The organism is Actinokineospora sp. HUAS TT18 (genome assembly GCF_051364635.1).
Taxonomy (GTDB): Bacteria; Actinomycetota; Actinomycetes; order Mycobacteriales; family Pseudonocardiaceae; genus Actinokineospora.
In genome coordinates, this window is the sequence record NZ_CP195645.1 from 6,109,677 (window position 1) to 6,131,914 (window position 22,238).

Sequence of the window (22,238 nt, forward strand, 5' to 3'; positions counted from 1 at the left end):
AAGGACCCATGGTCTTAGGACCAAAGTCCGACTTCTGCCCGACCAAGACAAGACCTAAGTAGGAGGTTTGGCGGCCGCACCCGCGCCAAAGTGGGGCTACGACGAAGAAATCGTCACGGAGGGGGAGAAAATGCCGCGTGGTAAGGGAATCCTGTTGGTGGGAGTGGTGATCGCGCTGACGGCCGGCGTCGCGCCCATCGCGTCGGCGGACGCCGCGGGCGTGCCGCGGATCGCCTGGCAACAGTGTCCGGACGACAAACAACTGCACTGCGCGATGGTGCCGGTCCCGCTGGACTACGCCGACCCGAGAGGCAAGAAGATCAGCTTGCGGCTGGTCAAGCGGGTCGCCGACAAGCCCAACCGCAAGATCGGCACGGTGTTCATCAACAACGGCGGCCCCGGCGGCTCGGCCGCCGACTTCGTCACCGGCATCGACGGCCTGCTGGGCGCGGCCACCCAGGAGCGCTTCGACATCGTCGGCATCGACCCACGCGGCATCGGCGGCGAACGCAACTGCCTCACCGCGGCGTGCGGCAGCGAACCGGTCGTGTGCGCCGCGGACCCGGCCGACCCACCCGGCCCGGCTCGACCGGCGGCGCTCTTCCCGCGTGGCCCCGAGCAGGTGCGCGCCCAACTCGAGTACGAGGCGTTCAACCGCGCCCTGTGCGACCGGCGCGGCAACGAGATCCTCGACCACATGTCCTCCGCCGACACCGCCCGCGACATGGACCTGATGCGCCGCGCCGTCGGCGACCGCAAGCTGAACTTCTACGGAATCTCCTACGGCAGCGTCCTCGGCGCCACCTACGCCGCCATGTACCCCAACAACATCCGCACCATGATCGTCGACGCCGTCCTCGACCCGGTCGCCTGGAGCACCGGCCGCGGCGACGACGGCAAGTACCTGATGTCAGCCCGCCTGGGCAGCGAATACGGCGCCTGGGAGTCCCTGCACAGCGCCTTCGCCGAGTGCGACCGCGTCGGCCCCACCCGCTGCCCCGCCGCGGGCAAGGCCGCCGCCAAGTTCTACGCCGTCAGCGAGCGCCTGAAACAAGGAGACGTCGAAATCCCGGGCGGCAAGCTGAACTACCAGGAAGTCATGGGCACCCTCCTCGGCGCCCTGTACGCCGCCCCGGTCTACCCGGCGATCATGGAGTTCGTCGAAGCCACCCACCAGCAGATCTTCGGCACCACCACCGCCCGCGCGACCGCCTCCACCGCCACCGACGCGTGGACCAGACTCCGCGACTCCGACCGCCCATCCACCCCCACCTACGGCGTCACCGCCCAAGACAGCCGCCCCACCTCCGCCATCAAGCCAGCCGCCGACCAGCGAGGCCCAAGCTTCGGCATCGAGGTAACCGAGCGGCACCGACGCCCTGGGTTCGCCGCGGGGGTGACCGGTTCCGGTTTCGGTGTCGAGGTGGCTGATCACAGGCTCCGTCCCGGCTTTGGCACCGAGGTCTACCGCCCAGCCTTCGAAGGCGTCGCCTGCGCCGACGGCGCCAACCCCAACGACCCGGACGCCTCCGTCCGCTCCGCCGCCCACGCCGAGGCGAACGGCCCCGGCTTCGGCGAACTCTGGTCCTGGGCCACGTCCCCCTGCGTCAACTGGCCCGGCTCCAGCAAGTCGGCCTACCGAGGCCCGTGGAAGACCCGCACCTCAACCCCACTGCTGATCGTCGGCAACCTCCACGACCCAGCCACCCCCATCAGCGGCGCCCGAGCCCTCAACGGCCTGATGGGCGGCTCCCGCCTCCTGACCCTGGACGGCTGGGGCCACGGCGCCCTAGGCGCCAGCACCTGCGTCACCACGAAGTACGCCGCCTACTTCGTCAACCAGAAGCTGCCCGCCCCAGGAAGCGTCTGCCAGACCGACGCGCCACTTTTCCCAGCAACGAACTGATCGAACAGTGAAGGTGGGGACGCAAGTCCCCACCTCACGTTGGGAGCACTTTGACGCGAGCGTCGATAGCCGCCCAGCGCTTGTCCGCGGTGAGGATTGCCGTTGCCCCGTCCACGACTCCAGTCGCGATCACCAGCGCGTCTGGCAGCCGAAGACCCCGGTGATGGGCGTCCAGCGGGTCGAACACGGCGATGACAACGCTCGCGTCGAGAACTACCGATCCCACTCGTTTCTCTGCTCTTCCAGGTTCGTGGCCTCCGCGAGCCCTGGAGCCGAGCCCGCCAGCCCGTTCAACGCGTCCAGGAACGGATCGCGGTGGCGGACAAGGCGAAGGATGCCGTCAGCTTCGACTTCGACCCGCAGCACTTCGCCCGGTTGAACATGGGCGGCGGCGAGTGCGGCGACCGGCAGCGTCACCTGGTTCTTGCTGCTCACGTCGGTCGTGCGCGCGGGCTCGCCATCCTGGTGCTGAGTGGCCATGAGAAAGGATGTCAGGTGGCGTCGCGTTTGGTGCCGATCAGCACCGCGAGTCCAGCCCCAACCACACAAACAACCGCCGTGATCAAGAAGATGTCGGTGTACTGAGTCACCAGCGCCTCCTTGAACTTCACCAGATACGCGGCCATCTCCCGCTGGAACGCAGCCTCATCCATCCCGAACGGCAGCGGCGGATTCAGATCCGCCGTCAAGCTGTGGAACCGATGCAGCCCCCAAGCCGAAAGCCCGGCAACCCCAACCAACATCCCCGTCATCCGAGCCACCACAACCCCGGCCGACGCCACCCCATGCCGCTCAGCAGGCACAACCCGCAACGCGGCAGCCGAAAGCGGAGCGATCACCAGCCCAAGCCCAAACCCGGCGACAGCGAGATCAGTGTCCAACCGAGGCAACCCCAACGGATGCGGCGAAGACAACACATCCACCGTCCACCCCGACATCAACCAGTACCCGACCCCAGCGATCAGCATGCCGACAATCGACACCACCCGATCACCAAACCGAGCAGCCGCATACCCACCGACCAAAGCCCCAACAGGCAGCGCGATCAAAAACCGCAGCAGCACAAACACAGCGCCACGGTCGTCATCCCCCAACAGCGACTGCGCGAAGAGATCGACGTTCACCAACGTCACCATCAACGCCGCCCCAGCCGCAGCCGAAACCCCCAGCGCGGCCAAGAACGGACGCATCGCAACCCCGGCCGGGTCGATCAGCTTCACCCGAGAACGCCGTTCCCACAGCAGGAACAGCACCAACGTGACAACCGACCCCACCAGCAACGGCGGACCCCACGACGGCAGCACAGCATCCCGAGGCGACGGGTTGTAGAGCCCGACAACCGCCAACCCCAAGGTCACCGCGAGCAGCAGCCCGCCCACCACATCAACCCGAACAGCCGCAGAGCGCTGATGAGCAGGCACGGTCACCTGGATCGCCACCATCGCGATCACCGCGAGCGGCACGTTCACCCAGAACACCGCCCGCCACCCCGACACGTCGGCCCACAGCGGCAGGCTCGCCAGCGCCACCCCGTACAGCGGCCCGAGCACGCTGCCGAGTTCCTGCGCCGCGCCCACCGCGCCCAGCACCGTCGAGCGGCGGCGCTCGTCCCACAGGTCAGCGGCCAAAGCCATGGTCACCGGCAGCAGCGCGCCGCTGGCCACGCCCTGGATGACCCGGCCTGCCACCAATGTCTCCAAGTCACCCGACAGCGCGGTGACCACGGAACCAGCCAGGAACCCCAGCAGGCACAGTTGCAGGAGCAGCTTGCGGCCGAACCGGTCCGAAGCCTGGCCGAGCAGCGGCATCGCCGCGATGTAGCCCAGCAGGTAGCCGGTGACGATCGGCGTGACCCGCTCCAGCCGGTTCACCGGGATCTGCAGGTCGTCGATGATCTGGCGGATGACGCTGACCACCACGTAGGTGTCGAGCGCGCCGAGCAGGACCGCCAGACCGCCCGCGCCGATGGCGACCGAGCGGCCGCGGCGCGTGCTCCCCGTGGTGACCATCGCTATTCGGGGGCGGTGATGGTGACCTGCTTGCCCGGGTCGGTGAGCGTCAGGTCGACCGTGGCGGTCTTGCCGTCGTTCGCGGGCAGCGCCACCGACGCCTTGACCGGCTGCTTGTTGTCGGCGCGCAGCCAGAACGTCACGTCCACATCGGAGTTGACGCCGGGCACGATCTCCGACACGACGGCCTTCTCACCGAGGCCCTTGACGCGGTAGGTGGACACGCCGTCGACGTCCTCCTGGGCCTCGGTCTTCGGGTCCTTGATCTTGGCCAGGACGTTGGCGATGCCCTTGTCCGGGTTGAGGATCGCCGACGGGTCGTACAGGTTGGACGTCAGCGACGCCGGGTACTTCTGGAAGCCGCCGGTCGGGCCCTTGATGTAGAGCGAGTCGTCGACCAGCACGAACTCGCCCTCGATGAGCTGGCCGAGCAGGGTCAGCTTGACCGTGCCCTTCGCCGCGCCGGACGGGCCGCCCTCGCGGGTCAGGTCGCCCTCGGCGTTCTGCACGGGGATGGCCGACACCGAGCCGTTGACCTTCAGGGAGAAGTGGGCGCTGCGGATGTCGCGGGTGGCCGCGGCCGCGTCCTTCATCAGCGTCGCCCCGTCGGGCAGCCCGCTGCCGCCGCCCTTGTCGTCGGAGGTGCAGCCCGTCGCGAGGGCCGCGGTGAGGGCGAGGGCCCCGAGGAAGATCCGGCGCGTGACCATGTGCGCAGGATAGGGCCAAGCCGCTGAGGCTGTCGGTCAGCCCGCGCGGAAAGTCTTGCGGTAGGCCAGCGGCGACACCCCGATCGACGCCCGCAGGTGCTGGCGCAGCGAGGCGGCGCTGCCCAGCCCAGCTCGTTCGGCCACTTGGTCCACCGGTAGTTCGGTCGTCTCCAGCAGCCGCAGCGCGTGCCGCACCCGTTGCTGGATGAGCCAGTTCCCCGGCGACATCCCGGTCTCGGCGCGGAAGTGCCGGGAGAACGTGCGCACGCTCATCCGCGCGTGGCCGGCCAGCGCCGCCAACTCCAGCGGCTCGTGCAGCCGGTCCAGCGCCCACGCCCGCGTCGCTGACACCCCGCCGGTGCCGACGGGTGTCGGGCGGTCGATGAACTGCGACTGCCCGCCGTCGCGCCACGGCGGCACCACGCAGTACCGCGCCGCCCGGTTCGCCACCTCGCTGCCGTGGTCGGACCGCACCACGTGCAGACAGAGGTCGACCCCGGCGCTCAGCCCCGCCGACGTCAGCACGTCGCCGTCGTCGACGAACAGCACCTCCGGGTCCAGTTCGACCGACGGGTACAGCGCCCGGAACTCGTCGGCGAACTTCCAGTGCGTCGTCGCGGGCCGCCCGTCCAGCAGCCCCGCCGCGCCCAGCACGAACGCCCCCGTGCAGATCGACATGACCCGCGCACCCGGCCTGATCAGCGACAACGCGGCCGCGAGATCATCAGGCAGCGTGCCGAAGTACCGCGGTCCCTCCGACCGCGTGCCGGGCACGATCACCGTGTCCGCCCGGGCGAGCACCTCCGGCCCGTGGTCGAGCACGGCCGAGAACCCTGCCGTCATCCGCACCGGCTTGTCGTCGACCCCGCACACCACCGTCTCGTAGAGCGGCGCGCCGTCGGCGTCGAGGGCCGCGCCGAACACCCCGGGTGGGATGCACATGTCGTAGCCCACCGCCTGCTCGACGGCCAGGACCGCCACCACGTGCGTCATGGCCGAATTCTTTCACATAGTGGCAGTCTGGCCACTTGTTCGAGCGATGACGAACCTTCAGGCTCCTACTCGTGACCCTCCTGGACTCCCGCCCCCGCCTGCACTGGGCCTGGCCCGTCGCCGCCGTCGCGTTCGTCGCCCTGGTCGGCGCCGCCGGGTTCCGGGCGGCGCCCAGCGTGCTGATCGACCCGCTGCACCAGGAGTTCGGCTGGTCAACCGCGACGATCTCGGCGGCGGTCTCGATCAACCTGCTGCTGTTCGGCGTCATCTCCCCGTTCGCCGCCGCCCTCATGGAGCGCCTCGGCATGCGCCGCGTCGTCACCGGGGCGCTGCTGCTGATCTCGGCGGGCAGCGGCCTGACGGTCTTCATGACCGCGAGCTGGCAGCTCCTGCTGCTGTGGGGCGTCTTCGTCGGCGTCGGCGCCGGGTCGATGGCCCTGACGTTCGTCGCGACGGTCACCTCGCGCTGGTTCGTCAAGCGGCAGGGCCTGGTCAGCGGGGTCCTCACCGCCGCGGGCGCCGCGGGCCAGCTCGTCTTCCTGCCGCTCGTCGCCGGCCTGGCCGCCGACCACGGCTGGCGCACCGCGAGCCTCGCGGTCTCCGGCGCCGCGCTCGCCGTCGTCCCGCTCGTCGTCCTCTTCCTCCGCGACAACCCCGCCGACGTCGGCACCACGGCTTACGGCGCCGACCCCGACGCGCCGCCGCCGGTGTCGGCGACCAGCGGCCGCACGGCACTGCGCGCGATCACCGTCCTGAAGCAGGCCGCCCACGACCGCACGTTCTGGCTGCTCGCGGCCGGTTTCGCCATCTGCGGCGCGTCCACCAACGGCCTGATCGGCACCCACTTCGTCCCCGCCGCGCATGACCACGGCATGCCGTCCACCACCGCCGCCGGCCTGCTCGCCCTGGTCGGGATCTTCGACGTCGCGGGCACCGTCGTGTCCGGCTGGCTCACCGACAAGGTCGACCCGAAGATCCTGCTCGGCGTCTACTACAGCCTGCGCGGCGCCTCGCTGCTCGTGCTCCCGCACCTGTTCGCCGCGACGACCGAGCCGCCGATGTGGGCGTTCATCGTCTTCTACGGCCTCGACTGGGTCGCCACCGTCCCGCCGACCGTCGCCCTGTGCCGCCGGGCCTTCGGCGCCGACGGCCCGATCGTCTTCGGCTGGGTCTTCGCCTCCCACCAGGTCGGCGCCGCGTTCGCCGCCGTCGGCGCGGGCCTGACCCGCGACCACCACGGCAGCTACGACCCGGCCTGGTATGTCGCGGGCGCGTTGTGCGCGGTCGCGGCTGTGATGTCGCTCCGCATTCGAGTCGCATCGCCCGATGCCCGGTGATCCCCTCTACGCTGCGCCTATGGATCGCCAGCAAGAATTCGTCCTGCGCACGCTCGAAGAGCGCGACATCCGGTTCGTCCGGCTGTGGTTCACCGACGTTCTCGGCTTCCTGAAGTCGGTGGCCGTGGCGCCCGCCGAATTGGAAGGCGCGTTCGCCGAGGGCATCGGGTTCGACGGCTCGGCGATCGAGGGCTTCTCCCGGGTCTACGAGTCGGACATGGTCGCCCGCCCCGACCCGGCCACCTTCCAGGTGCTGCCGTGGGAGACCCCGGGCGGCGAGCCGTACTCGGCGCGCATGTTCTGCGACATCGCCATGCCCGACGGCTCGCCGTCGTGGGCCGACCCGCGCCACGTGCTGCGGCGGACGCTGTCGAAGGCCAGCGAGGCCGGGTTCACCTGCTACGTGCACCCGGAGATCGAGTTCTTCCTGCTCAACAACCTGCCGGTCGACGGCAGCGAGCCGATCCCGGCCGACAACGGCGGCTACTTCGACCAGGCCAGCCACGCCACCGCCACACATTTCCGGCGGCACGCGATCGAGACGCTGGAGGCCATGGGCATCTCGGTGGAGTTCAGCCACCACGAGGGCGCCCCCGGCCAGCAGGAGATCGACCTGCGCTACGCCGACGCGCTGACCATGGCCGACAACGTCATGACGTTCAGGTACGTGGTCAAGGAGGTCGCGCTCACCCAGGGCGTGTTCGCCTCGTTCATGCCCAAGCCGTTCTCCGACCAGCCCGGCTCCGGCATGCACACCCACGTCAGCCTGTTCGAGGGCGACCGCAACGCCTTCTACGACAGCGAGGACCCGTACCAGCTCTCCGGCACCGGCAAGGCGTTCGTCGCGGGCCTGCTCAAGCACGCGCGGGAGATCTCGGCGGTCACCAACCAGTGGGTGAACTCCTACAAGCGGCTCATCGTCGGCGGCGAGGCCCCGACCGCGGTCTGCTGGGGTCACGCGAACCGCTCGGCACTCGTCCGGGTGCCGATGTACTCACCCAGCAAGGCGTCATCCCGTCGGGTGGAAATCCGGTCGCTCGACTCGGCGTGCAATCCGTACCTCGCGTACTCGGTGATCCTCGCCGCGGGCCTCAAGGGCGTGGCAGAGGGCTACGAGCTGCCGCCCGCCGCCGAGGACGACGTCTGGTCGCTGTCCGACGCCGAACGCCGGGCCGCGGGCTACGCGAACCTGCCGCAGAACCTGGGCGAAGCCCTCACCGAGATGGAGAACTCGGAGCTGCTGGCCGAGACCCTCGGCGAGCACGTCTTCGACTTCTTCCTCCGCAACAAGCGCAACGAGTGGGACGCCTACCGCCGCAGCGTGACGCCCTATGAGTTGCGGACCCTGCTGCCGGTCCTCTGATCGAGTTCGCTCTACCGGGTGGTCCACGCACCGGGCGTGAGCCGTTAGGTTGGCTCGGTGCTTCCCCCAGTGATCGGCTGCACGGTGGCCGGGTGCGCGGACCTTCCCGCCGCCCGGCTCACCGCGGAATCGTTCCGGCGCCACCATCCCGGCGCCGAGTTCGTCGTCCTGCTCGTCGACGGTGACCGTGCCGACGACGTGATCGTCCCCGCCGACCTGGGCATCGGCGGTGCGGAGCTCGCCATCCTGGCCACCGGCCACGACGCCCGCGAGGCCGCGGCCGCGCTGCGTCCCCGGCTCATGGAGTGGCTGCTCGGCAGGCACGAGAGCGTCGTGCTGTACCTCGACCCGTGGGTCCGGATCTACGCGCCGCTCGACCTGGACCTCGGCGACGCCGCGCTGCTGCTGGTCCCGAAGGTCCTGCGTCCGCTGCCCGCCGACGGCCTGCGCCCCACCGCCGACGAGCTGCGCGTGGCCGGTGTGTACGACGACGGCTTCGTCGCCGCCGCGCACGGCGCCGAACACTTCCTGCACTCCTGGGCCGAGGTCTCCACCCGCGACCCGCACGCCGCGGGCGCCTTCCTCGACGGCGCCCCCGCGCTGGTCGACCACCGGGTGCGCCGCGACCCTGGCCTGGGGCTGTCCCGGTGGAACGCCGCGCAGCGCCCGCTGGCCCGCGCCGCCGACGGCTCGGTCACCTCCGGCGGCGCGCCGCTGCGCACGGTCAGCTTCGGGGGCTTCGACCCGACGCGGCCGTGGCTGCTCAGCGCCGACATCGACGACCACCAGCGCGTCCTGCTGTCCGAGCACCCGCTGCTCAACCGCCTGTGCGCCGAGTACGCCGGTGAGCTGGCCGACCCGCCCGCCCCGACTGTCCGATTCGGACAGCTCACCGACGGCACCGCGTTCCCGCCGTCGCTGCGCGCGGCCTACCGCACCGCCAAGGACCGCCCGCCCGCCGCGGGCAGCGACCCCGCGGGCTTCCTGCGCTGGGCCTGCGCCCCCGAACGCTGGGCGTGCGCGCTCTGGCAGGACGACCCTGAACTGCGCGAACGCTTCCCCGACCCGTTCGGCGCCGACGCCGCGGCCTACCGCGACTGGTGCGCCACCGACGCCGTCCTCGCGGGCCGCCTGCACCCGCGCGCGGTGCCCGGCCACCAGGACAGCGAGGTCGCGCTGATCGACCAGATCGGCGTGTCCGTCCTCGGCGACGGCCCGCTGGCCGACCGGGTCCGCCTCGCCGCGGGCGCGTCCGGCCTGCCGGTGTCCGACCAGCCGGTCTACCCGGTCGTCCTGGTCTGCGACGGCACCCCGCCGCCCCGGCAGCGGCACGTGATCTCCGTCCGCGAGGAGCTCGGACCGGTCCCGGCCATGTCCGACGAGCGCTGGCTCGTCTGGCCCGCCACCGCGCCCGCCCCCGACGGCGTCGCCACGCACACCGTCCCGCTGCCGGTCGTCGACCCGGGGGTCCGCGACGACGGCACCCGAGAGGACGCCCGCACGCGTCTCGGGCTCGACGCCGCCCCGGTGTTCCTGGCCATGGCCGACCGCGCCGACGACCTGATCGCCGCCTTCGCCGCCGCGTTCCCTGCCCGCGAGGACGTGCGGCTGCTCCTGCTCGTCCCCGACGAGGCCGCGCGCGCCGAGGCGACGGAGCGACTCCGGTCGGCCGCCGTGGCCGACCCGCGCATCCGGCTGGTCGACACCGAGGCCGACCGGGCGCTCGACGCCGCGGACTGGGTGATCTCCCTGCATGAACCCGGGTGCGCCGACACCGCGCGGGTCAACGCCTGGCTCATCGCCGCCGCGCTGCGCGGTGTCCCGCTCATCACGGTCCTGTCCGGGATCGGCGCCGACCTGCTGGGCACCGACGGCTGCGTCGCGCTGCCCACCGACGAGTTCGCCGCCGACACCATGGTCGCGGGCGCGATCCGCGACCTGGCCGACGACCGCGCCACCGCCGACAAGGTCGGTTCCGCGGCGAGGACGTCCGCGCTGGAGAGCCTGGCGCCCGCGACCACGGGCGCGGCCGTGCGCAGACGCGTCGAGCTGGCCTACCGCGGCTGGCGAGCGGGCCGAGCGCTCGCCGGGGCCACCGAGGACGACCCGCTGCGCGCGCTGCGGGCGGCCAGGCACGCGCTGCTGCGCAGGCCGGACGTCGACGTCGGCCACCGCATCCCCATGGCGCCGCAGCTGCGCCGCGCGGTGCTGCGCGTGCTCAACCACTACGACTCGCACCTGACTTCGGTGCTCAACTCGCTCATCGACGGCATCGAGCGCACCGCCGCCGACCTGGTCGAACGCCAGGAGAGGCTGGCCACGGCCGGGGCGGGCCACGACCTCGACCTGCTGCGCGCCGACCTCGACCTGATGGTCGAGCGGGGCAGCCACCTGGCCAAACAGGTCTCCGCGAACGGCGAGGAGGTGCTGCGCCTGCGCGGGGAGGTGGTGTCGAGCCATCGCGCGGTGAAGGAACTGGCCGCGCGTCCGGCGCCCGTGGCGCCCCAGGTCGACCCCGAGCAGCTCCGCGCGGTCACCGAGGCCCTGGCCGCGAGCCAGGCCCGCATCGACGCGCTCGAAGCCAAGCTCACCAGCCGCCTGTCCGAGCGCGACAGCAAGGTCGCGCTCAGCACGTGGTCGGCCGACCAGGCCCTGCGCGCCACCGACGCGTTGCGCAGAGTCGTTGTGCGGCAACACGAACGGGTGATTCCGGACGAGTTGGCCGACGTGCCGAGCGCGCTGGTCCTGTGTGACGCGGGCCTGCTGCGGCTGCCCGCGCAGGACGCGGTGATGTCGGCGGTGCTGTCGAGCAACGGGGTGTGGGAACCCGACGTCGCCGAGCTCGTGGACTCCCTCATCGAGCCAGACAGCGTGTTCCTCGACGTCGGCGCGTACGTCGGCTACCACGCGATCCGGGTGCTCGGCAGGCTCGGCACCAGCGGCACGGTCGCCGTCGTCGAACCGGCCGCGGACGCGGCGAAACTGTTGCGCCACAACGTTTCCGAGAACGTCGCACCCGCTGTGGCGGAGCGGCTGGTGGTGCTGGAGGCGGCCGCTTGGGACAGTCCGGCCGCGATGGTCGGGACCCCCGCGGGCGGGGGTGGACTGTCCGTCACCGTCCAAGATCCGCAGAAAGTGATCACCACCACATCAGGTGATATCGCGGTTGCCGGCGTCCGGCTGGACAAGGAGCTGGACGCGCTCGCGGACACCCGCGAGCAGCGTCTGTCGGTGGTGAAAGTGGACGTTCCGGGCCGTGGACACCGCGCTCTGGGTGGCCTCGTACGGCGTCTGCGCAAGGACCGACCGCACGTCGTTTTCGCCATCGACGGGCCGCTGACCAGGGATTTCGGTGACGATCCCGGTGTCGTGCTGCGGGAGTTCCGCACGTGGGGATACGACCTGGTGCGCCTGGGCGAGGAGAAGGCCGTCCAGGTCGACGACGTGCTCGACGAGGTGCTCACCGGAGGGGTGCGCACACTGTGGCTGCGACCCTCCGCAAGCCGCTGACCAGCCGATTTGACTTTGGTGATCGCACCCCAGTAACTTTCTCCATGTCGCACGGAGCGCCGGACGGAACAGGACGCAAGAGCCTGGCGGGGACGGAGCAGGGAGACAAAACCTCTGGTAGGGTTTCAGGGGTCGGACTTCCACCGGGTCGAGCGGGTTGACACCGCGAATCGAACCGGGTAAAGTTCTGCGGCGTTGCCTGAACCGGAATCCCAGCAAGGATCATCTGATCCCGCACGGGTCCGATCAAGCACAACAAACTTGTAAGGCAATACCAGCCTCTGACGCTGTCGCCTCAATCAGGCGGTTAACTCGGATGTGCGTGTGTTGTTTGAGAACTCAACAGTGTGCCGATTTAAGCCAGTAGAGCTTAAATGATTGAACCCCTTTGTGGGTTCCTTTGAGATGAATTGATGCCAGTTTTGGTGTCTTTTTGTCAGGCAGAGAACACTCTGAAACATTATTGGAGAGTTTGATCCTGGCTCAGGACGAACGCTGGCGGCGTGCTTAACACATGCAAGTCGAGCGGTAAGGCCCTTCGGGGTACACGAGCGGCGAACGGGTGAGTAACACGTGGGTAATCTGCCCTGCACTCTGGGATAAGCCCGGGAAACTGGGTCTAATACCGGATATGACCACTTCACGCATGTGTTGTGGTGGAAAGTTCCGGCGGTGCAGGATGAACCCGCGGCCTATCAGCTTGTTGGTGGGGTAGTGGCCTACCAAGGCGACGACGGGTAGCCGGCCTGAGAGGGCGACCGGCCACACTGGGACTGAGACACGGCCCAGACTCCTACGGGAGGCAGCAGTGGGGAATATTGCACAATGGGCGAAAGCCTGATGCAGCGACGCCGCGTGAGGGATGACGGCCTTCGGGTTGTAAACCTCTTTCAGCAGGGACGAAGCGCAAGTGACGGTACCTGCAGAAGAAGCACCGGCTAACTACGTGCCAGCAGCCGCGGTAATACGTAGGGTGCGAGCGTTGTCCGGAATTATTGGGCGTAAAGAGCTCGTAGGCGGTTTGTTGCGTCGGTCGTGAAAACCTGGGGCTTAACCCTGGGCCTGCGATCGATACGGGCAGACTTGAGTTCGGTAGGGGAGACTGGAATTCCTGGTGTAGCGGTGAAATGCGCAGATATCAGGAGGAACACCGGTGGCGAAGGCGGGTCTCTGGGCCGATACTGACGCTGAGGAGCGAAAGCGTGGGGAGCGAACAGGATTAGATACCCTGGTAGTCCACGCCGTAAACGGTGGGTGCTAGGTGTGGGGAACATTCCACGTTCTCCGTGCCGTAGCTAACGCATTAAGCACCCCGCCTGGGGAGTACGGCCGCAAGGCTAAAACTCAAAGGAATTGACGGGGGCCCGCACAAGCGGCGGAGCATGTGGATTAATTCGATGCAACGCGAAGAACCTTACCTAGGCTTGACATGGACTGGAAACCTGCAGAGATGTAGGCCCCCTTGTGGCTGGTTCACAGGTGGTGCATGGCTGTCGTCAGCTCGTGTCGTGAGATGTTGGGTTAAGTCCCGCAACGAGCGCAACCCTCGTTCTATGTTGCCAGCGCGTAATGGCGGGGACTCATAGGAGACTGCCGGGGTCAACTCGGAGGAAGGTGGGGATGACGTCAAGTCATCATGCCCCTTATGTCTAGGGCTTCACACATGCTACAATGGCCGGTACAGAGGGCTGCGAGACCGTGAGGTGGAGCGAATCCCTTAAAGCCGGTCTCAGTTCGGATCGGGGTCTGCAACTCGACCCCGTGAAGTCGGAGTCGCTAGTAATCGCAGATCAGCAACGCTGCGGTGAATACGTTCCCGGGCCTTGTACACACCGCCCGTCACGTCACGAAAGTCGGTAACACCCGAAGCCCATGGCCCAACCCGCAAGGGAGGGAGTGGTCGAAGGTGGGACTGGCGATTGGGACGAAGTCGTAACAAGGTAGCCGTACCGGAAGGTGCGGCTGGATCACCTCCTTTCTAAGGAGCATCTGACCCGCCAGCCCCTCGGGGTTGGTGTGGGAGGGCCAGGCCGCCGGCGAATGCCCGGTGGGTGGTTGCTCATATGCTGTGGAACTACTGGACGAGCTGAGACTCGCGGCGCCGTCGATGCGGCTAGTACTGCAAGGTCTTCGGATCTTCGCGTGGAACGTCAGTCGATGGGGTTGTGGAGTGGATGTGTGTCGGCACACTGTTGGGTCCTGAGACAACACCCGTTGGGGTGTTGCTCGGTTCAGGACCACCGCGGTGCTCATACCGTCGGCCATTGGGTCGGTTGGTGGGCACAGGGATCGTGGTGTGTCTCTGGTTGGTGTTTGAGAACTGCACAGTGGATGCGAGCATCTTTGTAGCAAGATTTTAAGGGCATACGGTGGATGTCTAGGCATCAGGAGCCGATGAAGGACGTAGGAGGCTGCGATAAGCCTCGGGGAGCTGTCAACCGAGCTGAGATCCGAGGATGTCCGAATGGGGAAACCCGGCATCAGTCATGTGGTGTCACCCGCACCTGAATCTATAGGGTGTGTGGAGGGAACGCGGGGAAGTGAAACATCTCAGTACCCGTAGGAAGAGAAAACAACCGTGATTCCGTGAGTAGTGGCGAGCGAAAGCGGATGAGGCTAAACCGTGTACGTGTGATACCCGGCAGGGGTTGCGTATGCGGGGTCGTGGGACCTATCAGATCATTCTGCCGGATGGTCGGGGAGTTAGAAAACACTGTTGTTAGCGGAACATGTCTGGAAAGCGTGACCGTAGTGGGTGAGAGTCCCGTACGCGAAAACTCAGTGTCTCCCGATGGTGTTCCCAAGTAGCAGCGAGCTCGTGGAATTTGCTGTGAATCTGGCGGGACCACCCGCTAAGCCTAAATACTTCCTGATGACCGATAGCGGACTAGTACCGTGAGGGAAAGATGAAAAGTACCCCGGGAGGGGAGTGAAAGAGTACCTGAAACCGTGTGCCTACAAGCCGTCAGAGCCTTTCGGGGTGATGGCGTGCCTTTTGAAGAATGAGCCTGCGAGTTAGTGCTGCGTGGCGAGGTTAACCCGTGTGGGGTAGCCGTAGCGAAAGCGAGTCTGAATAGGGCGCTTGAGTCGCGTGGTCTAGACCCGAAGCGGAGTGATCTACCCATGGCCAGGGTGAAGCGACGGTAAGACGTCGTGGAGGCCCGAACCCACCAGGGTTGAAAACCTGGGGGATGAGCTGTGGGTAGGGGTGAAAGGCCAATCAAACTCCGTGATAGCTGGTTCTCCCCGAAATGCATTTAGGTGCAGCGTCGCATGTTTCACGCCGGGGGTAGAGCACTGGATGGTCTAGGGGGCCCACAAGCTTACCGAAATCAACCAAACTCCGAATACCGGTGTGTGAGAGTGCGGCAGTGAGACTGCGGGCGATAAGGTTCGTAGTCGAGAGGGAAACAGCCCAGAACACCAGCTAAGGCCCCTAAGTGTGCGCTAAGTGGGAAAGGATGTGGGGTCGCCCAGACAACCAGGAGGTTGGCTTAGAAGCAGCCACCCTTGAAAGAGTGCGTAATAGCTCACTGGTCAAGTGGTCCTGCGCCGACAATGTAGCGGGGCTTAAGCGCACCGCCGAAGCTGTGTCATTCACACAATACATCCCCGCCTTCGGGTGGGCAGTGGTGTGGATGGGTAGGGGAGCGTCGTGCAGCCATCGAAGCGGCGGAGTGATCCAGTCGTGGAGGCTGCGCGAGTGAGAATGCAGGCATGAGTAGCGAAAGAAGAGTGAGAAACTCTTCCGCCGGATGACCAAGGGTTCCTGGGCCAGGCTAATCCGCCCAGGGTAAGTCGGGACCTAAGGCGAGGCCGACAGGCGTAGTCGATGGACAACGGGTTGATATTCCCGTACCCGTGTGGACGCGTCCCTGGTGAGGCCAGTGATACTAACCGCCCAGAAGCCATGAGGTCTTCGGACTGAGTGGGGGATGCGCGGGATCTGAGCTGGTAGTAGCCAAACGATGGGGTGACGCAGGAGGGTAGCTCCGCCACCAGTTGGTGTGTGGTGTAAGCGTGTAGGCCGGTTGATAGGCAAATCCGTCAACCATGAAGGCTGAGACGTGATGCATAGCCGAATGAGGCGAAGTAGAGTGATCCCATGCTGCCGAGAAAAGCCTCTAGTGAGTTTCCACGCGGCCCGTACCCCAAACCGACACAGGTGGTCAGGTAGAGAATACCAAGGCGATCGGGTGAACTATGGTTAAGGAACTCGGCAAAATGCCCCCGTAACTTCGGGAGAAGGGGGGCCACAGGACTTGAAGCCCTTCGCGGGCTAGGGTCAGGTGGCCGCAGAGACCAGCGAGAAGCGACTGTTTACTAAAAACACAGGTCCGTGCGAAGTCGCAAGACGATGTATACGGACTGACGCCTGCCCGGTGCTGGAACGTTAAGAGGACCGGTTAGCGCTTCGGCGCGAAGCTGAGAATTTAAGCGCCAGTAAACGGCGGTGGTAACTATAACCATCCTAAGGTAGCGAAATTCCTTGTCGGGTAAGTTCCGACCTGCACGAATGGCGTAACGACTTCTCGACTGTCTCAACCATAGGCCCGGCGAAATTGCACTACGAGTAAAGATGCTCGTTACGCGCGGCAGGACGGAAAGACCCCGGGACCTTTACTATAGCTTGGTATTGGTGCTTGGTTCGGTTTGTGTAGGATAGGTGGGAGACTGTGAAGCTCGCACGCCAGTGTGGGTGGAGTCAATCTTGAAATACCACTCTGATCGTACTGAGTGTCTAACTTCGGACCGTGATCCGGTTCAGGGACAGTGCCTGGTGGGTAGTTTAACTGGGGCGGTTGCCTCCCAAAGGGTAACGGAGGCGCCCAAAGGTTCCCTCAGCCTGGTTGGCAATCAGGTGTCGAGTGCAAGTGCACAAGGGAGCTTGACTGTGAGACAGACATGTCGAGCAGGGACGAAAGTCGGGACTAGTGATCCGGCGCTGGCTGGTGGAAGCGGCGTCGCTCAACGGATAAAAGGTACCCCGGGGATAACAGGCTGATCTTGCCCAAGAGTCCATATCGACGGCATGGTTTGGCACCTCGATGTCGGCTCGTCGCATCCTGGGGCTGGAGTAGGTCCCAAGGGTTGGGCTGTTCGCCCATTAAAGCGGTACGCGAGCTGGGTTTAGAACGTCGTGAGACAGTTCGGTCCCTATCCGCCGCGCGCGCAGGAGACTTGAGGAAGGCTGTCCCTAGTACGAGAGGACCGGGACGGACGAACCTCTGGTGTGCCAGTTGTCCCGCCAGGGGCACGGCTGGTTGGCTACGTTCGGAAGGGATAACCGCTGAAGGCATCTAAGCGGGAAGCTCGTTCCAAGATGAGGTCTCCCACCCCCTTTGAGGGGTTAAGGCCCCCAGCAGACCACTGGGTTGATAGGCCGGAAATGGAAGCCCAGTAATGGGTGGAGTTGACCGGTACTAATAGGCCGAGGGCTTGCTACAAACATGCTACGCATCCACTGTGCGGTGTCTGAGACACCAACCACCCCCACACACCCCCATCTTTTGGGGTTGAGCGTGGGGTTGCTGGTTACTGTTTCATAGTGTTACGGCGGTCATAGCGGCAGGGAAACGCCCGGTCCCATCCCGAACCCGGAAGCTAAGCCTGCCAGCGCCGATGGTACTGCACTCGTGAGGGTGTGGGAGAGTAGGACGCCGCCGGACTAAAGTTGCGAATGCCCCCTCTCGATTCTTCGGAATCGACAGGGGGCATTTCGCGTTTTGCGGTTAATTCGGTCGCGTGCCCGGCCTGCCCGGGCGACCATGAGCCATGGCCGTCACGACATACGAGGACCCAGCCGACTTCTGGCGCACCGCGGGCGACTGGCTCGAACGCGACCCGGTCGGCAACACGGTCGCCATCACCCTCCTGCGTCAACGGCTCGACCTCGGCCCGGCCGACGGCGATGAGCCGCCGCTGCTGCTCACCGTGCACGACGGCGAAACCGTTGTGGGGGCGGCAGTCCAGACCCCGCCTAGGCCGCTGATCGTTGCTGGCCTGCCCCGCTCGACCCACAGTCAGGTCATTGATGTCCTTGACCACATTCCCGGGGTGACTGGCCCACGGGACATCGCTGAGCCCTTCACCGAGGCGTGGCTCGCGAAGTCCGGGCAGTCCATCGCCACCACCACGCTCACCCGCCTCTACGAACTCGGCGCCCTGACAGTCCCGGACGTCCCCGGCCACTTCCGGCTCGGCACCGCGGCCGATCTACCGGTCGCCGCGCGGTGGTGGGAGGAGTTCGCCGCGGAACTCGACCACTTCGCCGTTCCCGGAAACGGTGCGGAGAGCATCCAACGGGCACTCGACTTCGACCGGGCGATCGGTCTCTGGTTCGACGGCGACGAACCCGTCGCGATGGCGCTCGCGTCCCCCGTGATCGCTGGGATGTCCCGCATCGGCCCGGTCTATACCCCGCCCGCGGCGCGCGGTCGCGGATACGGCAAGGCCGTCAGCGCGTATGTCGCCCAGCACGCCAGGGACAAGGGTGCCGAGCATGTGGTGCTGTTCGCCGACCTTGACAATCCGGTGTCCAACGCGGTCTACCAAGGCATCGGGTTCCGCGTCGTGACGGATGCCGTGGATTACCTGTTCGCCGAACGGAATACTCTCGAACCGTGACGCGCATCCTCGTCCTGCAGCTCGCCGAGATGGACCCCCCCGCCCGGCTCGCCGAATGGCTCGCCGACGCCGGGGCCGACCTGCACATCGCCCACCCGTACCGCGAGCCGCTCGACGGCCTCGACGGGTTCGACGCGGTGGTGTGCCTGGGCGGCGGCATGGGCGCCAACGACGTCATCGAGCACCCGTGGCTGGCAGACGTGCGCCAGCTCCTGGCGTCCAGCGTGACCAAGGGCGTGCCCGTCCTGGCCATCTGCCTCGGCGCGCAGCTGCTCGCGGTCGCGCTCGGCGGCCAGGTCGAGGTCGGCGCCGCTGGCCCGGAGGTCGGGCCGGGGCTCATCGCCAAGCGGGACGTCGGGTGGACCGACCCGCTGTTCGCCGACCTCCCCCTCATGCCCGACGTCGTCCAGTTCCACCACGACGCGGTCGTCCGCCTGCCCGTCGGCGCCGACCTGCTGGCGTCGTCCACGCGGTACCCGAACCAGGCGTTCCGGGTCGGGCGCACCGGCTACGGCCTGCAATTCCACATCGAGACCACGACCGACACCGTGCTCGCCTGGGCCGAGTCCGACACCGAGGGCGCCGAGCACGCCCGCCCCGGCGACCTGACCAGGGAGCGGCTCGACGAGCTGCACGCCGACGTCGAAGAGGTGTGGCGGCCGTTCACCGAGCGGTTCGTCCGGCTGGTGCGCGGCGAGCTCGCGCCGGTCGAGCCCGCCCGACCGCAGCTCCCGATGATCTGACATGGCCGATCCCGCCCGGTCGATCTCGTCGGCCGCCCGCTTCGGCCTGACCGAGAGCCGGGCGGAGGAAGACCTGCGCGCGGCCGGACTGTGGACCGACGCCGGTCCGGTCGCCGAGTACGAGGTCATCCTCACGGGGCTGTCGCGCAGCCCCGACCCGGACCTCGCGCTGCGCGGCCTCGACCGGATGCGGACGCACGACCCACGCGGCTGGGACGAACTGCGGACCGCGCTGGTCGACGACCGACGGCTGCGGGGCAGGCTCCTGGCCGTCCTGGGCTCGTCGACCGCGCTCGCGGACTTCCTGGCCGTGCGGCCGGGGGAGTGGGCACGGCTGCGGGCCGACTGCTGTTCCGCCGACGGCTACACCACGACGCTGCTCGCCGCGGTCCAGGCCGACGACTCCGACGAACCGCAGGGGCCGGTCGCGGCACTCAAGGGCGCGGAAGCCGTGCGGGCGCTCAAGTTCGCCTACCGCGGGCTGGTCCTGGAGCTCGCGGCCGAAGACCTCGGGCACTTGGTCGAGCCCGGTCTGCCCGAGCCGTCGTTCGAGGAGGTCGCGGGCAAGCTCAGCGACTTGGCCGAGGCGGCGCTGCGCGCGGCGCTGGCCGTGGGGTGGGCGCAGCACGGCGGGGCCGAGGCCCAGTCGACGGCCCGGCTCGCGGTGATCGCGATGGGCAAGTGCGGCGGCCACGAGCTGAACTACGTCAGCGACGTCGACGTCGTGTTCGTCGGTGAGGAAGACACGGGCCTGGCGACGCGGGTGGCGAGCGCGATGATGCGGGTCGCCACCGAGGCGTGTTTCGAGGTCGACGCGGCGCTGCGGCCCGAGGGCAAAGCCGGGGCGCTGGTGCGCACCCTCGACGGCCACGAGTCCTACTACAAGCGTTGGGCGCGCACCTGGGAGTTCCAGGCGCTGCTCAAGGCAAGGCCGATCGCCGGGGACGCCGACCTGGGCCGCGCCTACCTCGACGTGGTCCGCCCGATGGTGTGGACCGCCGCCGACCGCGACAACTTCGTCGCCGACGTGCAGGCCATGCGCCGCCGGGTTGAGGACCACGTGCCGTCGCAGCTCGCCGAGCGGGAACTCAAACTCGGCCGCGGCGGCCTGCGTGACGTCGAGTTCGCGGTGCAACTGCTGCAACTCGTGCACGGCCGCACGGATGAGAGGATCCGGCTCGGGTCCACTGTGGAGGCTCTGGCGGCGCTCGGCGCCGGCGGCTACGTCGGCCGGGCCGACGCGATGGAACTCGGTGACTCGTATAGGTTTCTGCGGACTCTGGAGCACCGGCTCCAGCTGCAGCGGTTGCGTCGAACGCACCTGTTCCCCGCCGACACCGACACCGCCGAACTGCGCTGGCTCGCGCGGGCGGCCGGGATCGCGCCGGACCGCGGGCGGTCGGCCGCGAAGGTGCTGGTCGCCGAGTTCCGCGCGCAGGGCAACAAGATCCGGCGGTTGCACGAGAAGCTGTTCTACCGCCCGCTGCTCGAAGCGGTGTCCCGCGTTCCGACGGATGCCTTGCGGCTCAACGAGAAGCAAGCGCAGGCCCGGCTAGCCGCGCTCGGCTACACCTCGCCGGAAGGCGCGCTGCAGCACATCCGGGCGCTGACCGCGGGTGTGTCGCGGCGCGCGGCGATCCAGACCGCGCTGCTGCCGGTGCTGCTCGACCTGCTCGGCGCGACCGCCGACCCCGACGGCGGGCTGCTGGCCTACCGCAAGGTGTCCGAGGCGCTGGCCGCCACCCCGTGGTACCTGCGGGTGCTGCGCGACGAGGGCGCGGTCGCCGAGCGGCTGGCCCGGCTGCTGGGCACGTCGAAGCTGGTCCCGGACCTGATCGTGCGCGCGCCCGAGGTGCTGCGGCTGCTGGCCGACCCGAAGGCGCTCAGCGACCGCGACCCGACCGAGGTGGCGACGTCGCTGCGCAACGCGGTCAACCGGCACAGCTACCTGGGCAACGCGGTCGCCGCCGCCCGGTCGCTGCGTCGGCACGAGGTGCTGCGCGTCGCGTGTGCCGACCTGCTGGGCTTCATGGACGTCCTCGCGGTGTGCGAGGCGCTGTCGAGCGTGTGGAGCGCGGTGCTCCAGGCGACCCTGGCCGCCGTCGACCGCGCCGAGTCCGCCGCCGCGGGCGGACGCCAGGCCACCGTGGCGGTCATCGGCATGGGCCGCCTCGGCGGCGCGGAACTCGGCTACGGCTCCGACGCCGACGTCATGTTCGTGTGCGAGCCCGCGCCGGGAGTCTCCGACTCGGACGCGCTGAAGTACGCCAGCCGGGTCGCGCAGAGTGTGCGCAAGCTGCTGGGCTCACCCAGCCAGGACCCGCCGCTGCAGGTCGACGTCGACCTGCGGCCGGAGGGCAGGCAGGGCCCGATCGTGCGCACCCTGGAGTCCTACCGCGCGTACTACGCGCAGTGGAGTGAGGTCTGGGAGGCCCAGGCGTTGCTGCGGGCGCGGCCGGTGGCCGGGGACGAGGACCTTGGCGCCCGGTTCATCGAGATGATCGACCCCATCCGCTACCCCGACGGCGGCTTGGACGCCACCCAGGTCCGCGAGATCCGCCGCATCAAGGCCCGTGTCGACACCGAACGCCTCCCGCGCGGCGCCGACCCGACCACGCACACCAAACTCGGCCGCGGCGGCCTCGCCGACGTCGAGTGGACCCTGCAGCTCATCCAGCTCCGCCACGCCCACGAACACCCCGAGCTGCGCACCGCCTCCACAATGGACGGCCTGACGGCCGCGGAGTCGGCGGGCCTGGTCACCACGGCCGACGCCGCCGCCCTGCGCGAGGCGTGGCTGCTGGCCACCCGCGTGCGCAACGCGGTGACGCTGGTCCGCGGCAAGCAGACCGACCAGGTGCCCACCATGGGCCGCGAGCTGACGGCCGTCGCGATGGCGCTCGGCCACAGCCCCGACACCGACACCGGCGCCTTCGTCGACGCCTACCGCCGCACCACCCGCCGCGCCCGCGCCGTCGTCGAGCACCTGTTCTACGACGACTGAGGCGCTGGTCACGACCTGGCCGGAATCGTCGGGGGCGCG

11 protein-coding genes and 3 rRNA genes are annotated in these 22,238 nt (G+C 68.0%); 10 read left to right on the forward strand and 4 right to left on the reverse strand.

Annotated features, from left to right (window positions below; genetic code table 11):
- The first annotated feature begins 130 nt into the window (after positions 1 to 130).
- On the forward strand, positions 131 to 1,906 hold the full coding sequence (locus ACSHT8_RS28440; protein ID WP_436494119.1) for an alpha/beta hydrolase: 1,776 nt from the start codon (positions 131 to 133) through the stop codon (positions 1,904 to 1,906).
- Between the two features lie 213 nt (positions 1,907 to 2,119).
- Here ACSHT8_RS28440 and ACSHT8_RS28445 read toward each other — a convergent pair whose 3' ends face one another.
- The 4 genes from ACSHT8_RS28445 to ACSHT8_RS28460 are packed head-to-tail and all read right to left on the reverse strand — an operon-like array spanning position 2,120 to position 5,615.
- Entirely contained in the window at positions 2,120 to 2,386 is a 267-nt protein-coding gene (locus tag ACSHT8_RS28445; RefSeq protein ID WP_436494121.1) for an AbrB/MazE/SpoVT family DNA-binding domain-containing protein, read from the reverse strand.
- 11 nt (positions 2,387 to 2,397) lie between these two features.
- Entirely contained in the window at positions 2,398 to 3,915 is a 1,518-nt protein-coding gene (locus tag ACSHT8_RS28450) for an MFS transporter (RefSeq protein ID WP_436494123.1), read from the reverse strand.
- A 2-nt stretch (positions 3,916 to 3,917) separates the two neighbouring features.
- A complete protein-coding gene (locus ACSHT8_RS28455) occupies positions 3,918 to 4,622 on the reverse strand; it encodes an LppX_LprAFG lipoprotein (protein WP_436494125.1) in 705 nt (234 codons plus the stop codon).
- A 36-nt stretch (positions 4,623 to 4,658) separates the two neighbouring features.
- Positions 4,659 to 5,615 carry a GlxA family transcriptional regulator gene (locus tag ACSHT8_RS28460; protein WP_436494127.1) on the reverse strand — a complete coding sequence of 319 codons (957 nt, stop codon included), beginning with the start codon at positions 5,613 to 5,615 and terminating at the stop codon, positions 4,659 to 4,661.
- Between the two features lie 80 nt (positions 5,616 to 5,695).
- On the opposite strand from ACSHT8_RS28460, the gene ACSHT8_RS28465 reads away from it, so the two are divergent.
- The 9 genes from ACSHT8_RS28465 to ACSHT8_RS28505 all read left to right on the forward strand — a co-directional run bounded on the left by ACSHT8_RS28465 (position 5,696) and on the right by ACSHT8_RS28505 (position 22,199).
- Positions 5,696 to 6,952, forward strand: coding sequence for an MFS transporter (locus tag ACSHT8_RS28465; RefSeq protein ID WP_436502211.1), 1,257 nt, complete (start codon positions 5,696 to 5,698; stop codon positions 6,950 to 6,952).
- 19 nt (positions 6,953 to 6,971) lie between these two features.
- The gene (locus ACSHT8_RS28470) at positions 6,972 to 8,315 is read left to right on the forward strand and encodes a glutamine synthetase family protein (protein WP_436494129.1); all 1,344 of its coding nucleotides are present in this window, start codon (positions 6,972 to 6,974) and stop codon (positions 8,313 to 8,315) included.
- A 57-nt stretch (positions 8,316 to 8,372) separates the two neighbouring features.
- Complete coding sequence (locus ACSHT8_RS28475; RefSeq protein WP_436494131.1) at positions 8,373 to 11,825, forward strand: FkbM family methyltransferase; 3,453 nt, start codon at positions 8,373 to 8,375, stop codon at positions 11,823 to 11,825.
- 460 nt (positions 11,826 to 12,285) lie between these two features.
- Positions 12,286 to 13,803: ribosomal RNA gene (locus ACSHT8_RS28480) — 16S ribosomal RNA — on the forward strand.
- A gap of 368 nt (positions 13,804 to 14,171) precedes the next feature.
- Positions 14,172 to 17,272, forward strand: a 23S ribosomal RNA gene (locus ACSHT8_RS28485).
- Between the two features lie 105 nt (positions 17,273 to 17,377).
- Positions 17,378 to 17,494, forward strand: a 5S ribosomal RNA gene (rrf, locus tag ACSHT8_RS28490).
- Together the 16S, 23S and 5S rRNA genes form the textbook arrangement of a ribosomal RNA operon.
- A gap of 106 nt (positions 17,495 to 17,600) precedes the next feature.
- Complete coding sequence (locus tag ACSHT8_RS28495) at positions 17,601 to 18,452, forward strand: GNAT family N-acetyltransferase (RefSeq protein WP_436494133.1); 852 nt, start codon at positions 17,601 to 17,603, stop codon at positions 18,450 to 18,452.
- On the forward strand, positions 18,449 to 19,195 hold the full coding sequence (locus ACSHT8_RS28500; protein ID WP_436494135.1) for a type 1 glutamine amidotransferase: 747 nt from the start codon (positions 18,449 to 18,451) through the stop codon (positions 19,193 to 19,195). Before ACSHT8_RS28495 ends, ACSHT8_RS28500 begins: the two co-directional genes overlap by 4 nt.
- 1 nt (position 19,196) lies before the next feature.
- Positions 19,197 to 22,199, forward strand: a complete 3,003-nt coding sequence (locus ACSHT8_RS28505; RefSeq protein WP_436494137.1) for a bifunctional [glutamine synthetase] adenylyltransferase/[glutamine synthetase]-adenylyl-L-tyrosine phosphorylase — start codon at positions 19,197 to 19,199, stop codon at positions 22,197 to 22,199.
- Positions 22,200 to 22,238: the final 39 nt, after the last annotated feature.